This is a genomic window from Micromonospora sp. SYSU B005, assembly GCF_055362685.1.
In genome coordinates, this window is sequence record NZ_JAXCFU010000003.1 from 171,799 (window position 1) to 186,500 (window position 14,702).

The 14,702-nt window shown below is 74.3% G+C and carries 12 protein-coding genes; 7 read left to right on the forward strand and 5 right to left on the reverse strand.

All coding sequences use genetic code 11. The features are described 5' to 3' along the window. Positions 1 to 45: 45 nt before the first annotated feature. Positions 46 to 1,854 carry a glycoside hydrolase family 15 protein gene (locus SM452_RS10015; RefSeq protein WP_463839768.1) on the reverse strand — a complete coding sequence of 603 codons (1,809 nt, stop codon included), beginning with the start codon at positions 1,852 to 1,854 and terminating at the stop codon, positions 46 to 48. Between the two features lie 112 nt (positions 1,855 to 1,966). Between SM452_RS10015 and SM452_RS10020 the strand changes: the two genes are divergently transcribed. Further along, positions 1,967 to 2,554: a YflT domain-containing protein gene (locus tag SM452_RS10020; protein ID WP_463839769.1), complete on the forward strand. Its 588-nt coding sequence runs from the start codon at positions 1,967 to 1,969 to the stop codon at positions 2,552 to 2,554. A 53-nt stretch (positions 2,555 to 2,607) separates the two neighbouring features. On the opposite strand, the gene SM452_RS10025 is transcribed toward SM452_RS10020, so the two are convergent. Further along, a complete protein-coding gene (locus tag SM452_RS10025; RefSeq protein ID WP_463839770.1) occupies positions 2,608 to 3,192 on the reverse strand; it encodes a DUF1684 domain-containing protein in 585 nt (194 codons plus the stop codon). A gap of 113 nt (positions 3,193 to 3,305) precedes the next feature. Between SM452_RS10025 and SM452_RS10030 the strand changes: the two genes are divergently transcribed. Together SM452_RS10030 and SM452_RS10035 are read left to right on the forward strand one after the other, a co-directional pair. After that, on the forward strand, positions 3,306 to 3,788 hold the full coding sequence (locus SM452_RS10030; protein WP_262012311.1) for a MarR family winged helix-turn-helix transcriptional regulator: 483 nt from the start codon (positions 3,306 to 3,308) through the stop codon (positions 3,786 to 3,788). Positions 3,789 to 3,799: 11 nt separating this feature from the next. Next, on the forward strand, positions 3,800 to 4,786 hold the full coding sequence (locus SM452_RS10035) for a pirin family protein (RefSeq protein WP_355507696.1): 987 nt from the start codon (positions 3,800 to 3,802) through the stop codon (positions 4,784 to 4,786). Between the two features lie 44 nt (positions 4,787 to 4,830). Here the strand turns inward: SM452_RS10035 and SM452_RS10040 are convergent, their stop codons facing one another. Continuing rightward, positions 4,831 to 4,956, reverse strand: a complete 126-nt coding sequence (locus SM452_RS10040; RefSeq protein WP_013285371.1) for a hypothetical protein — start codon at positions 4,954 to 4,956, stop codon at positions 4,831 to 4,833. 141 nt (positions 4,957 to 5,097) lie between these two features. Between SM452_RS10040 and SM452_RS10045 the strand changes: the two genes are divergently transcribed. Then, positions 5,098 to 6,687 carry a phospholipase D family protein gene (locus tag SM452_RS10045; RefSeq protein ID WP_463839771.1) on the forward strand — a complete coding sequence of 530 codons (1,590 nt, stop codon included), beginning with the start codon at positions 5,098 to 5,100 and terminating at the stop codon, positions 6,685 to 6,687. On the opposite strand, the gene SM452_RS10050 is transcribed toward SM452_RS10045, so the two are convergent. After that, the gene (locus SM452_RS10050) at positions 6,636 to 7,373 is read right to left on the reverse strand and encodes a hypothetical protein (protein ID WP_366619184.1); all 738 of its coding nucleotides are present in this window, start codon (positions 7,371 to 7,373) and stop codon (positions 6,636 to 6,638) included. The genes SM452_RS10045 and SM452_RS10050 overlap by 52 nt on opposite strands. 288 nt (positions 7,374 to 7,661) lie before the next feature. Between SM452_RS10050 and SM452_RS10055 the strand changes: the two genes are divergently transcribed. Next, positions 7,662 to 8,483 carry a SigB/SigF/SigG family RNA polymerase sigma factor gene (locus SM452_RS10055; protein ID WP_262012307.1) on the forward strand — a complete coding sequence of 274 codons (822 nt, stop codon included), beginning with the start codon at positions 7,662 to 7,664 and terminating at the stop codon, positions 8,481 to 8,483. 132 nt (positions 8,484 to 8,615) lie between these two features. Next, on the forward strand, positions 8,616 to 11,123 hold the full coding sequence (gene hrpB / locus SM452_RS10060) for an ATP-dependent helicase HrpB (protein ID WP_262012306.1): 2,508 nt from the start codon (positions 8,616 to 8,618) through the stop codon (positions 11,121 to 11,123). A 3-nt stretch (positions 11,124 to 11,126) separates the two neighbouring features. On the opposite strand, the gene SM452_RS10065 is transcribed toward hrpB, so the two are convergent. Further along, positions 11,127 to 11,852 (reverse strand): PP2C family protein-serine/threonine phosphatase, encoded by a 726-nt coding sequence (locus tag SM452_RS10065; RefSeq protein ID WP_262012305.1) that lies wholly within the window; start codon positions 11,850 to 11,852, stop codon positions 11,127 to 11,129. Positions 11,853 to 12,066: 214 nt separating this feature from the next. Here SM452_RS10065 and SM452_RS10070 point away from each other — a divergent pair, with 214 nt between their 5' ends. Next, the gene (locus tag SM452_RS10070; protein ID WP_463839772.1) at positions 12,067 to 14,673 is read left to right on the forward strand and encodes a glycoside hydrolase family 9 protein; all 2,607 of its coding nucleotides are present in this window, start codon (positions 12,067 to 12,069) and stop codon (positions 14,671 to 14,673) included. Positions 14,674 to 14,702: the final 29 nt, after the last annotated feature.

Below are 14,702 nucleotides of genomic sequence, written 5' to 3' on the forward strand. Positions count from 1 at the left end.
TCATGAAGTTGGCGGCACTCAGGGAGATCGACTTCGCCGTCAACCTCATGATCGACGCGAAGCAGGCGCGGGGTGGCGGGAAGAGGCGGCGGCGTCGGTGATGCGGCCGGCGGCGATGATCAGGCCGATGTGCGAGTACGCCTGCGGGAAGTTGCCCGTCTGCTCGCCGGTGTCCTGGTCGATCTGCTCGGCGTACAGGCCGAGGTCGTTGGTGCGGGCGGCCAGCCGCTCGAACAGCCGCCGGGCCCGGTCCAGCTCCCCCGCCTCGGCCAGGCAGGCGGCCAGCCAGAACGAGCAGATCACGAACCCGGCCGGGTCGCCGTCCCAGCGGCGCAGCAGCCCGTCGCGGGACAGCCGCCGCTCCAGCACGTCCATCGTCGCGCGCATCCGGGGATCGTTCGCGGGCAGGAAACCGACAAGCGGCATGACCAGCACCGAGGCGTCCAGGTCGTCGGCGCCGAACGCCCCGGTGTACGCGCCGACCCGCTCGTTCCAGCCGTGGGTGAGCACAGCCGCCCGGATCTCGTCGCGGGCGGCTGCCCAGCGCGCCACGTCGGCGGGCTCGCCGATGCGGGAGCCGAACCGGACCGCCCGGTCCAGCGCGGTCCAGCACTCCACCTTCGACGACACGTAGTGCCGCTGCGGGCCGCGCCCCTCCCACATCCCCGCGTCGGGCCGGTGCCAGCCGCGTTCGGCCTGGTCGGCGAGCGTACGCAGCAGGTCGCGGACCTCCGGTGACATCGGGTCGAGGTAGTACCGCATCAGCCAGGCGGCGTCGAGCACCTCGCCCAGCACGTCGTTCTGCCGCTGCCGCCAGGCGTCGTTGCCGACCAGCACCGGACGGCTGTGCTCGTACCCGGCCAGGTGGTCGAGGTCGTGCTCGGTGAGGTCCCGTTCCCCCTCGACGCCGTACATGACCGGCACCGGCTCGTCGCCGATCCGGCCCATCGCCCGCGCCACCCAGGTGAACTGCCGGTCCGCCTCGTCCGGGCAGGCCGCCCGCCACAGCGCTTGGAGCGTGAGGCTGAAGTCGCGCAGCCACACGTAGCGGTAGTCGTAGTTGCGGTCGCCGCCGACCCTCTCCGGCACCGACGTGGTGGCCGCCGCGACGACGGCGCCGCTCGGCGCGTACGTCATGCCCTGTACCGCGAGCGCGCTGCGCCGCACCTCGTCGCGGTACTCGCCCTGGTAGTCGTGCAGCGCCGACCAGGACCGCCAGCCGGCCACCGTCCCGGCCACCACCTCGGCGGCGTCCGGCAGCGCCGGTGCGGCGCCGGCGTACGTCGGGGCGTACCCGAGGGTGAAGCGGTGGACGCTGCCGGCGCGGGCGGTGAACCGTCCGGCGGCGGCCCCCTCGGCGACTGTCAGCGGGACGTCGGCGCGCAGTTCCAGCCGGCAGGCGCCGGCGGTGGCGGCCACCACCCCGTCGTGCTCGGTGAGGTAGGCGCCGACCCGGCCGTACTCGAAGCGCGGCGCGTACTCGACGCGCATCGGCACCTCGCCGGTGAGCCCCTCGACCAGCCGGGCGAGCACCCGCGGCGAGCGCATCCCGATGTCGTGACCACGCGCGCCGTGCTCCAGCGCCAGCGCGTCGGTGACGGCGACCGTGCCGGTCGCCGTGGTGAAGACGGTACGCAGCACCAGCGTGTCGTCCAGGTAGGACCGCGTGCTGGTGGCCGCGCCCTCGGGGCGGATGCTCCAGTGCCCGGCGTCGGAGTCGAGCAGCCGCCCGAACACCGACGGCGCGTCGAACCGGGGCGGGCACCACCAGTTGACCGAGCCGTCGCGGTCGACCAGCGCCGCGCTGCGCCCGTCGGCGAGGAAGCCGTGCTCGCTGATGTGTCGGGTCGGCACGGGTGTGGCTACCCGGCCCGGGGCACCGGCATGCCTCGCCACATCGGTCCGGCCCGGCGCGTTACCGCTGCCCGGCGCCGGGAACGCGGTGGGTTGACGAAGGAGGATGCTCATGACCAGACCCTCGACTCCGACCGCGGCCTGGCAACCCGGAATGCCGGGCAGCGACAACCTCCCGTCCGGCCCGGGCGGTCGCCCGACTCCGCCGAGCGGGGACGGGCACGGCCCGCAGACCGGGGCACCGACCGTCACGATCGGCTCGTACCCGGACTATCCGTCCGCCCAGCGCGTGGTGGACTATCTGGCCGACAACCGGTTCCCGGTGGAACGTACCTCGATCGTCGGTACGGACCTCACGCTCGTGGAGACCGTGATGGGACGGCTCACCACGGGCCGGGCGGCCCTGCTCGGGGCCGGCACCGGCGCCTGGTTCGGCTTGTTCATCGGCTTGTTGTTCGGCATCTTCACCGCCGGCAACTGGCTGGCGGTGATCCTGGTCGGGCTGGTGATCGGCGCGATCTGGGGTGCGGTGTTCGGCGCTGTGGCGCACGCCATGAGCGGTGGGCAGCGTGACTTCACGTCGGCCAGTTCACTGCGTGCCGCGCAGTACGCGGTGACTGTGGACGCGGAGCTGGCCGGTCAGGCTCAGCAGCTGCTCAGCCGGATGCACCTGACACCGACCGGCGCCACCGCCCGCTGACCGGCGGTACGCGACATCGAGGGAGGGCCCCGCCGGGGTCCTCCCTCGCCGCGTCAGTGGTACGCCCGTTCCCCGGTTCGCAGCGGCACGTCCACCCGGTTCTCCGGCGGGGCCAGCGGGCAGGCCCACCTGTCGTCGTAGGCGCAGCTGGGGTTGTAGAGGTAGTTGGCGTCCAGCCGGACCCGGTCGCCGGGGAGCACCGTCAGGCCCCGGCCGAAGGTGCCCTTGACCGTGTCGGTGAGGTACCGGCCCCCGCCGTACGAGCCGTCGCCGCAGGTGCCGTCGCGCAGCGGCAGGAACAGCCCGCCCCCGTACGCCTCGATCCACCAGAGCGTCAGCGGTCCCCACGGCGTCTCGGCGACCGCCACCCGCCGGTACGCGACCACGCCGTCCGGGCCGCCGGTGTCGATGCGCAGCTCGCCGGAGGCCTGGCGCAGCGGCGCCTCGACCACCGCCGACGGGTCGGGCGGGTACCAGCGCAGTCCGGTGAAGCCGGGCCGGTCGGCGGGCGGCACCGGGCTGCTGGGGTGGGTGCGGAACAGCTCGTCGCGCGCGGCCCGGAACCCGGCGAGGTCGAGGTCGGACAGGTAGAGCCGGGCCACCCGCTCCCGCCAGTCGAGCAGGTCGAGATCGTCCATTCCCCGACCCTAGCCGGGTCATCTCTTCAGGTTTGAAGGAGGTCTACGACGGAGCATAGGCCCCCACGGCAGGAGGGCTTGTTTAAATTTTAAATAGTGCTACTCTCGGAGCCATGACGGAGAGCCTGGACGCCGAGCGGATGGCCTGCTGGCGCGCGTACATCGAGTCGAGCCAGCGGCTGTTCACCCGGCTCGAGGACGACCTGCGCGCCGACAGCGACCTGAGCTTCGCCGACTACCACGTGCTGGTGCTGCTCTCCGAGGCGCCCGGCCAGCGGAGACGCATGGGTGACCTGGCCGACCGGCTGGTGTTCTCGCCGAGCCGGCTGACCTACCAGATCACCACGATGCAGAAGCGCGGCCTGGTGGCGAAGGAGGCGTGTCCGGCGGACCGGCGCGGCAGCGAAGCCGTGCTCACCGCCGCCGGCCTGCTCGCCCTGCGCGAGGCCGCGCCGCACCACCTGCGCTCCGTGCGCGCCCACCTGATCGACGACCTCGACGACGCCGAGGTCGCCTGCCTCACCCGGGTCTTCGAGCGGCTCGGCCGGCGCCTGCACGCCGACCGCACCGCGTCGTCCACCCCGGCCGACAACTAAGGAGCCCCGCGATGCCCGCGATCACCGTCGACGACGTCCTCGTCCTGCCCCGCCTGCCGAAGCTCGGCGAGGCCACCGAATACCGCTCGGTCCGCCGGGTCACCACCGCACCCAGCGGGTACGAGGGCGAGGGCTTCCCGGTCCGCCGGGCCTTCGCCGGCGTGCCGATGACCGAGCTGGACCCGTTCATCCACCTCGACCAGATGGGCGAGGTCGACTACGCGCCGGGCGAGCCGAAGGGCACCTCCTGGCACCCGCACCGCGGCTTCGAGACGGTGACCTACATGATCGACGGGATCATGGACCACCAGGACTCGACGGGTGGCGGCGGCACCATCACCGACGGCGACACCCAGTGGATGACTGCCGGCAGTGGCCTGCTCCACATCGAGGCGCCGCCGGAGCACCTGGTGATGAGCGGCGGGCTGTTCCACGGCCTGCAGCTCTGGGTCAACCTGCCCAGCGTCGCCAAGATGAGCGCGCCCCGCTACCAGGACATCCGCGGCCGGGAGTCGGCGCTGCTGACCACGCCCGACGGCGGCGGCCTGATCCGGGTCATCGCCGGTGAGGTCGCCGGGCACCAGGGTCCGGGCTCGACGCACACACCGATCACCATCGCGCACGTCACGTTGCAGCCCGGCGCCGAACTGAGCCTGCCGTGGCGGTCCGACTTCAACGCGCTGGTGTACGTGCTGGCCGGCCGCGGCACCGTCGGCACCGACCGGCGGCCGATCCACCTCGGCCAGCTCGCCGTGCACGGGCCCGGTGAGGCGTTGCGGATCACCGCCGACCGGACACAGGACTCCAACACCCCGGCGCTGGAGCTCTACCTGATGGGCGGCCAGCCGATCCGCGAGCCGGTGGCGCACTACGGCCCGTTCGTGATGAACACCCGCGCCGAGCTGATCCAGGCGGTCGAGGACTTCCAGGCCGGCCGGCTCGGGGTGATCCCGACCGGGCGGGTGCCGCACACCGACGGCCAGGGCGACCGGCCCTGACCTGCTACGGGCGCCCCGGTTCGCCGGGGCGCCCGGCCGCGGTCTCAGGAGACGGCGAAGATCCCGGCCACCCCGAGGATCACCATCAACAGGACCGCCACCAGCGCACCCCGCTCCCCCTCCACCGCCTGGTCGCGGTCGGTCACGGTGTTCGTCGTCTCGGCGGGCATGTCGGTGCCTCCTCGGTATCGCGATCCAGGGGTCCGGCGCACCCCTGACGCGCGGCACCGACGCCGACCTGCTGCTCGACGTGCGGGGCCCTGCCGGGGGTCCTACCGTGTGAGGACGTCGTCGACCTCGGGGGGTGGAACGTGACTCTGCGGGACTGGTTCCTCACCGCACAGGAACGCGCCAACCCGGGGTCTGATTTACCCGTCTGGACCGATGGAAACCTCGCCGAGCCGCTGATTCACGGTGCCGCGTACTTCGACCGCCTGGTCAGCGAGGTGGAGGCGCTGTCCGCGGGCGACCACCTGTTCTTCACCGACTGGCGTGGTGACCCGGACGAGCGGATGCGCCCGGACGGCCCGACGGTGGCGCAGTTGTTCGCCCGGGCCGCCCAGCGCGGCGTGATCGTCAAGGGCCTGCTCTGGCGCTCCCACCTCGACACGCTCTCCTACAGCGAGGAGGAGAACCGCGACCTCAGCGAGGCGATCCGCGCGGCCGGCGGCGAGGTGCTGCTCGACCAGCGGGTCCGGCGCGGCGGCTCGCACCACCAGAAGCTCGTGGTGCTGCGCCGGCCCGGCGACCCGAGCCGCGACATCGCCTTCGCCGGCGGCATCGACCTGTGCCACAGCCGCCGCGACGACGCCGGCCACGCGGGCGACCCGCAGCCGGTCGGCATGTCCCCCCGGTACGGCCCCACGCCGCCCTGGCACGACGTGCAGCTGGCGGTGCGCGGGCCGGTGGTCGGCGCGCTCGACACCACCTTCCGGGAGCGGTGGACCGACCCGATGCCGCTGGACTCGGAGAACCCGATGGCGTACCTGCGGGACCGGCTGCGCGGCTCCGACCTGCGCCCGGACCCGCTGCCCGCGCAGCCCGCCGACCCGCCGCCGTGCGGGCCGCACCACGTGCAGGTGCTGCGCACCTACCCGGCGGTGCGGCCCCGCTACTCGTTCGCCCCGGACGGCGAGCGCACAGTGGCCCGCGGCTACACCAAGGCGGTACGCCGGGCCCGGCGGCTGATCTACCTGGAGGACCAGTACCTCTGGTCGACCGAGGTGGCCGAACTGTTCGCGCAGGCGTTGCAGGAGCACCCGGACCTGCACCTGGTGGCGGTCGTGCCCCGGCATCCGGACGTGGACGGCCGGCTCGCGCTGCCGCCGAACATGGTCGGCCGGGAGCAGGCGCTGTCGCTGTGCCACCGGGCCGCGCCGGAGCGGGTGCACGTGTTCGACGTGGAGAACCACGACGGCACGCCGGTCTACGTGCACGCGAAGGTCTGCGTGGTGGACGACGTGTGGGCCAGCGTGGGCAGCGACAACTTCAACCGCCGGTCCTGGACGCACGACAGCGAGCTGTCCTGCGCGGTGCTCGACGACACCCGCGACGAGCGGGCGCCGGCCGATCCGGCGGGGCTGGGCGACGGCGCCCGGGTGTTCGCCCGCGACCTGCGGCTGCGGCTGTGGCGCGAACACCTGGACCGCGATCCCGGCGGCGCGCAGGACGACGACCTGCTGGACCCGGCGGACGCGGTCGCGGCGATCACCGCGGCGGCGGATGAGCTGGAGCGCTGGCACGCCGGGGGCCGGGCCGGTCCCCGTCCGCCGGGCCGGTTGCGGCCGCACCGCCCGGAGCGGTTGCCCTGGCGTACGCGGCTCTGGGCGCTGCCCGCGTACCGGCTGGTCTACGACCCGGACGGCAGGCCGCTGCGGGCCCGGCGGGCCGGCACCTGGTGAAGGTCCGCCGGCTCGTCCGGCACGTTCGGGCGGGCCGGGTACGCGAACGACACGCGCGGCGAGTAGAAGCCCCAGCACACGTGCAGCGGGTTGGCCGGCCGCAGCGCGTGGACCGGGTGCTCCGGGGCCGGGAACTCCACCGACTCGACCTCGAACGGTGACACCGGCTCGGCCACGTACGGATAGTCGGTGACGATCAGCTCGCCGTCGTTGCGGGTGAGGTAGCGGTGGTGGCCCATGTGCGCCTCGGTGCCGGTGTGCCCGACCCGGGCGGTGACGCGGATCAGCAGCGTGCCGTCGGCGGCCCGGGTCTCGGCGGTGAGCCGGCCGCCCCGCAGGTCCAGGCGGGTCTCCCCGGCGGCGGCGGGTGCGCCCCGCGCGGCGGCGTACCGCCGGACCCGCTCACTGGAGGCGAGATAGTGCGTCCACCAGCCACCCGGCGTCTCGCCGTCGGGCGGATCCATGTCCGCCAGTGAGACACCCAGGTAGGTGAGCGAGTACGCGCCGAAGCCGGAGGTCTGCGTCTCGTCGTCGACCACGTACTGGTTGACGAACACCTGACGCTGCGGGTGCGGGCGCAGACCGGCGGGCAGCAGGGTCTCGACCGCGCCGGGGTCCGCCGGGAGCCAGCTGAACAGCAGCGTCCGGGCGTTGATGACGAGTTGCGGCGCGGCGGGATCCAGCACGATGCCTCCGTTGACGTGTCGCTACGGACGCTACGGGCGGTCCCGTCGGCGGGACAACGACAGAAAGCCGACACATCGACCACCTGTCGGATTCTTCGTTGACCGATCGGGGCGCGCTATGCCCGGAAAAACGAGGTCCATACCCCGCCACACCTTAAGTACATCGTACTTTCGGCTAGATTTCCGCAGCACGATCGGGCTATGGTGGCTTCCGAACGTACTACCGACACCTAAACCTGAGCGTCACGTCTTTTTTCTTCCGTGGACGAGGTGCAGGGAGGACCACCCATGACCGCTCCCACGACCAGCGCCCCGGCGACCACGCCGGCCGGCTCCGCGAAGCTCGACCCCCGCTCGCTCACCGACAGCGCCGCCGACCTGCTCGCCGCGATGGCCGCGCTGCCGGCCGGCCACCCGTCCCGGCCCGTGCTGCGCGACCGCGCCATCGAGGCGTGGCTGCCGCTGGCGAACCACCTGGCCCACCGCTACAGCGGTCGCGGCGAACCCAACGACGACCTGGCACAGACCGCGGCGATCGGCCTGATCAAGGCGATCGACAAGTTCGACCCGTCGCGCGGCGTCGACTTCGCCGGCTACGCCATCCCCACCATCATCGGCGAGCTGAAGCGCCACTTCCGCGATCGCACCTGGGACATCCGGGTGCCCCGCCGGCTCCAGGAGCTGCGCCTGGCGATCTCCGACGCCAACAGCACGCTGCTCCAGACGCTCGGCCGCTCGCCCACGGTCGCCGACATCGCCGCCCACCTCAAGCTCACCGAGGAGGAGGTGCTGGAGGGCCTGGAGGGCGCCCGCGCCTACAACGCGGTGTCGCTGTCCACCCCGACCGGCGACGGCGAGCGGGCCACCGAGCTGGGCGACCTGCTCGGCGGCGAGGACGGCGAGTTCGAGCTGGCCGAGATGCGCGTCGCCCTCGGCCCGGCGCTCGCCACGCTCGACCAGCGCGAGCAGAAGATCCTCACGCTGCGCTTCTACGGCAACCTGACCCAGTCGCAGATCGCCGAGCAGATCGGCGTCTCGCAGATGCACGTGTCCCGGCTGCTGGCCCGGGCCCTGACCAAGCTGCGCGGTCAGCTCGACGGAACGTACTAGCAAGGGGGCTGCGGCCGGGTCGGCGGACCCGGCGCGCCGGCCACCCGGCCCGGTCGGCGGTGCGCCGGCCGGGCCGTTCCGCGTTCCGGGGGCAGCGCGGACCGTCCGGCGGCGCGGTGCGAGAGTGGGGCCGTGCTCGCCGACATCCCGCTCGACCTGCCGGTCCGCCCGGTCCTGCCGGCGCTCGTCGGCGCGCTGCGCGAGCGCGGCGCCGCCGTCCTGGTGGCGCCGCCGGGCACCGGCAAGACCACCACCGCACCGCTCGCGGTCGCCGACGCGGTCCCCGGCCGCGTGGTGATCGCCCAGCCCCGGCGGGTCGCCGCCCGCGCCGCCGCGCACCGGATGGCCGCCCTGCTCGGCGAGCGGGTCGGCGGCCGGATCGGGTACGCGGTGCGCGGCGAGCGCCGGACCGGCCCGCGTACCCGGGTCGAAGTGGTCACCACCGGCCTGCTGGTCCGCCGCCTGCACCACGACCCGGAACTGCCCGGCGTGGACGCGGTACTGCTCGACGAGTGCCACGAACGGCACCTCGACGCCGACCTGGCGCTGGCGTTCAGCGTCGAGGCCCGCGCGACGCTGCGCCCCGACCTGTGGCTGCTGGCGATGTCGGCCACCCCGCAGACCGACCGGTTCGCCGCGCTGCTCGGCGCCGGCGATCCCGCCCCCGTGGTACGCGCCGAGGCCGCGCTGCACCCGGTCGAGCGGGTGTGGGCATCACCGCCGCGCCCGGTGACGCCGCCCGGCGCCGGCCGGGTCGACCCGGCGCTGCTCGACCACGTGGCGGCCACGGTCCGCCGGGCGCTGCGCGAACGCGACGGTGACGTGCTCGTCTTCCTGCCCGGCGCGGGTGAGATCGGCGCCGTCGCGCGCCGCTTGGCCGACCTGCGCGACGTCGCGGTGCTGCCCCTGCACGGACGGCTGCCCGGGCCCGCCCAGGACGCGGCGCTCACCCCGGCCGCCGGACGGCGCGTGGTGCTCGCGACGGCGGTGGCGGAGAGCAGCCTGACCGTCCCCGGCGTCCGGGTGGTGGTGGACGCCGGACTGAGCCGGGTACCCCGCACCGACCTGGCCCGAGGGCTGGGCGCGCTGGTCACGGTGCCGGTGTCGCGGGCCGGGGCCACCCAGCGCGCCGGCCGGGCCGGACGGGAGGCGCCCGGCGCCGTCTACCGCTGCTGGTCGGAGGCGACGCACGAACGGCTCGCCCCGCAGCCCGAACCGGAGATCGCCACCGCCGACCTGACCGGGTTCGCGCTGGAACTGGCGGCCTGGGGCACACCGGACGGCACCGGGCTGGCGCTGCCCGACCCACCGCCGCCGGCCGCGCTCACGGTGGCGCGGGAGACGCTGACCACGCTCGGCGCGGTGGACCACGACGGCCGGATCACCGCGCGGGGACGGGCGGTCGCGGCGGCGGGCACGCATCCCCGGCTGGCGCGCGCCCTGCTGGACGGCGCGCCCCGGGTCGGCGCCGACCGGGCCGCCCAGGTGGTGGCGATCCTCGGCGAGGACACGCTGGGCGGGACCGGGGACGACCTGCCCGCCCGCTGGCGCCGGCTGCGCGACGGCACCGACCCGGCCGCCACCGCCCGCTGGCGCGCCGAGGTACGCCGCCTGCGCGCCGCCCTGCCCGCCGACGGCGCGGCCGAGCGGGGGCGCCTGCCGGACGATCTGGCCGCGGGGCTGCTCGCCGGACTGGCGTACCCGGAACGGCTGGCCCGGGCACGGCGGCCGGGCGGGTCCGCCTACCTGATGGCCGGCGGCACCGCCGCGGAGCTGGCGCCCGGGTCGGGCCTGACCGGAGCGGCGTGGCTGGCCGTCGCGGTCGCCGACCGCTCCCCCGGCGCGCCCGCCGCCCGGGTGCGGCTCGCCGCGCCGATCGACGAGGCGACCGCCCGGGAGGCCGGGGCGGCGCTGCTGGACACCGGGCGGGAGGTGGCCTGGTCCGGCGGGGAGGTGGTGGCCCGCGAGGTGGTCCGGCTCGGCGCCGTCGAACTGGTTGACCGGCCGCTCACCGCGCCGGACCCGGAGCTGGTCGCGGCGGCGCTGCTGGACGGGCTGCGGCAGGAGGGACCGGGCCTGCTGCGCTGGACGCCGGAGGCGACCGGGCTGCGCCGCCGGCTGGCGTTCTGCCGCCAGGCGCTCGGCGACGACTGGCCGGACGTCTCCGACGCGGCGCTGCTCGCCGAGGCGCCCGTCTGGCTGGGCCCCGAGCTGGCCCGCGCCCGGCGCCGGGCCGACCTGCACCGGGTGGACGTGGCGGCGGCGCTGCGGCGGCTGCTGGACTGGCGGCAGGCGGCGCGGCTGGACGAGCTGGCCCCGGAGCGCCTGGAGGTGCCCAGCGGCTCGCGGATCCGGGTCGACTACACCGACCCGGCCGCGCCGGTGCTGGCGGTCAAGCTCCAGGAGACGTTCGGCTGGCGGGACGTGCCGCGCATCGCCGACGGGCGGGTGCCGGTGCTGCTGCACCTGCTCTCCCCCGCCGGGCGGCCGGTGGCGGTCACCGCCGACCTGGCCTCGTTCTGGCGCACCGGCTATCAGCAGGTACGGGCGGAGCTGCGCGGCCGCTACCCGCGCCATCCGTGGCCGGAGGACCCGACCACCGCCGAGCCGACCCGAAGGGCCGCTCCGCGGCGGCGGTGAGGGCTACTCCTCGACGACGTCGGCGATCACGACGGTGATGTTGTCCGGGCCGCCGGCCCGCAACGCCAGGTCGATCAGCCGGGCCGCGCAGGCGTCGCGTTCCAGCTGCTCGCCGAGCACCTCGGTGAGCGTGTCCGCGCGCACCACGTTGGAGAGGCCGTCGCTGCACAGCAGCCAGCGGTCACCGGCCCGGGGCACCATCGTGGCGTACGACGGGGAGACCTCGTCGCCCTGCAACGCCTGGGTCACCACCGCCCGCCGGGGATGGCTGCTGGCCTGCTCGGCGGTGATGACGCCCTGATCGACGAGCATCTGCACGAACGTGTCGTCGCGGGTGACCTGCTTGAGCACGCCCTCGCGGTACAGGTAGGCCCGGGAGTCGCCGACGTGCGCCAGCGCGAGGCAGCTGCCGGTACGGGCGAACAGCAGCGCGGTGAGCGTGGTGCCCATGCCCTGACGCTCCGGGTCCTCCTCGACGGCCTGACGGATCCGCGCGGTGGCCAGCTCGATCCCGCCCTGGAGCGCGGCGACGAGCGCGTCCTCCGGCGTCTCCACGTCCAGCGGGGCGACCGCGTCGATGGCGATGCGGCTGGCCAGGTCGCCGGCCGCCATGCCGCCCATGCCGTCGGCGACCGCGACCAGCCAGGCGCCCGAGTGCTGCGCGTCCTGGTTACCGCTGCGGATCAGCCCACGGTCGCTCGCTCCGACGGAACGAAGCTTCAGGGTCATGGGTCGCAGCCTGCCAGGTCGAGGGCTCGGATGTCTCTAGGAGATCACTGACATCGTACGTGGCGCGCCGAATCGCACCGCGCCCGGGCGCACGCGCCTCATCGGGCCGGATCGATTGACAGCGACGGAACGCGGTGGAAACATCGGGCTGATATTGGGAGCGCTCCCAGCCCTCCCGGTCTCCCCACCACCCCCGAGCACGGAAGGAACCTCCGTGACCCGATCCCGTCGTCGGCTCGCCGCGCTCGCGGCCACCACGCTGGCGCTCACCGGCCTCACCGCCGGTCCGGCGAGCGCCGAGGTGCCGCCGGACGCCCCCGAACAACTGCGCAACGGCGACTTCAGCGCCGGCGTCTCCCCCTGGTTCTCCTACGGCACCGGTGACCTCGCAGTCGTCGACGGCCGGCTCTGCACCTCCGTCGCGGCGGGCACCGCCAACCCGTGGGACGCCGGCATCGGCCAGGACGCGGTGCCGCTGACCCAGGGCGCCGAGTACGAGCTGTCCTTCGACGTCTCCGCGACCCCCGGCGCGGCCGTCAAGGCGGTGCTCCAGCTCGGCAGCGCCCCCTACACCACGTACGCGAGCGTCGACGCGACCGCCACCGGCACCGCGAAGCACGTCACCACCACGTTCACCTCCCCGGCCGACAACCCCACCGCCCAGCTGATCTTCCAGGTCGGCGGCAGCGCCCAGGCGCAGACGTTCTGCCTGGACAACGTGTCGCTGCGCGGCGGGGAGCCGGCGCCGCCGTACGAGCCGGACACCGGGCCCCGGGTCCGGGTCAACCAGGTCGGCTACCTGCCGGGCGGGCCGAAGCACGCCACAGTGGTCACCGAGGCCACCGACGCGCTGCCCTGGCAGCTCAAGTCGGCCGGCGGCGCGGTGGTCGCCAGCGGGCAGACCACGCCGCGCGGCACCGACGCCGCCTCGGCGCAGAACGTGCAGACGGTCGACTTCTCCGCGTACCGCACGCCGGGCACCGGCTACACGCTGACCGTGGACGGCGAGACCAGCCACCCGTTCGACATCTCCGGCGCGCTCTACGACCGGCTGCGCGCCGACTCGCTGCAGTTCTTCTACGCCCAGCGCAGCGGCATCGAGATCGACGGCGACCTGATCGGCGAGGAGTACGCCCGCCCGGCCGGCCACCTCGGCGTCGAGCCCAACCAGGGTGACACCGACGTGCCGTGCCAGGCCGGCGTCTGCGACTACTCGCTGGACGTGCGCGGCGGCTGGTACGACGCGGGCGACCACGGCAAGTACGTCGTCAACGGCGGCATCGCCGCCTACCAGCTGCTGAGCACGTTCGAGCGGACCAAGACGGCCGAGACCGCCGCCGGCGGCGCCGCCCTGGGCGACTCGACGCTGCGGCTGCCCGAGCGCGGCAACGACGTGCCGGATGTGCTCGACGAGGCCCGCTGGGAGGTGGAGTTCCTGCTGCGCATGCAGGTGCCGGCGGGCAAGCCGCTGGCCGGGATGGTCCACCACAAGATCCACGACCGGAACTGGACCGGCCTGCCGTTGCAGCCCCAGGACGACCCGCAGCCGCGTGAGCTGCACGCGCCGTCCACCGCCGCCACGCTGAACCTGGCCGCCGTCGCGGCGCAGTGCCAGCGGCTGTACGCCCCGTACGACGCCGCGTTCGCCGCGCGCTGCGGCACCGCCGCGAAGACCGCGTACGCGGCGGCCAAGGCGCACCCGGCGATCTACGCCTCGGCCAGCGACGGCACCGGCGGCGGGGCGTACGACGACACGAACGTCACCGACGAGTTCTACTGGGCCGCTGTCGAGCTGTGGCTGACCACCGGCGACAAGGCGTACCTGGCCGACGTCACCGGCTCGCCGCTGCACACCGCCGACGTGTTCGCCCCGAACGGCGCGTTCGGCTGGCAGAGCGTCGCCGCGCTGGGCCGCCTCGACCTGGCCACCGTGCCGAACACGCTGCCCGCCGAGGAGAAGACCCGCATCCGCGAGTCGGTCACCGCCGCCGCCGACAGCTACCTGGCCACGATCGCCGGCCAGGCGTACGGGCTGCCGTTCCCGGGCAGCGCCGACGCGTACGTCTGGGGCAGCAACAGCAACCTGGTGAACAACGCGATCGTGCTCGCCACCGCGTTCGACCTGAGCCGGGACGCGAAGTACCGGGACGGCGCGGTGCAGGCCGCGGACTACCTGTTCGGCCGCAACGCGCTGAACATGTCGTACGTCACCGGGTGGGGCGAGCAGCACGCCCGCAACCAGCACAGCCGCATCTTCGCCCACCAGCTCAACGCGGACCTGCCGCGCCCGCCGGCCGGTTCGCTCGCCGGTGGCCCGAACGCCGCGCTCCAGGACCCGTTCGCGGCGAACCTGCTCGCCGGATGCGCGCCGATGTTCTGCTACGTCGACGACATCAACTCGTACGCGACGAACGAGGTGGCGATCAACTGGAACTCGGCGCTGGCGTGGCTCGCGTCGTTCCTGGCCGACCAGGGTGACGCCGGCGCGGTGCCCGCGCCGTCCTGCGCGGTCACCTACACCACGCACGGGAGCTGGCCGTCCGGCTTCACCACCCAGGTGACGGTGCGCAACACCGGCACGACGGCGGTGAACGGGTGGAGCCTGCGCTGGGCGTTCCTCGGCGACCAGAAGGTCGACCACGCGTGGTCGGCGCAGCTCGGCCAGAGCGGCGCCACGGTCACCGCGAAGAACCTGTCCTGGAACGCGAAGCTGGCGCCGGGCGCGTCCACCACGTTCGGCTTCAACGGGACCGCCTCCCGGTTCCCCAACCCGGATCCGGGGCTGGTCACCCTGAACGGAAAGGCCTGCACGGTCTCCTGACCGAGCTGACCGGACGCCATCGCAGGACC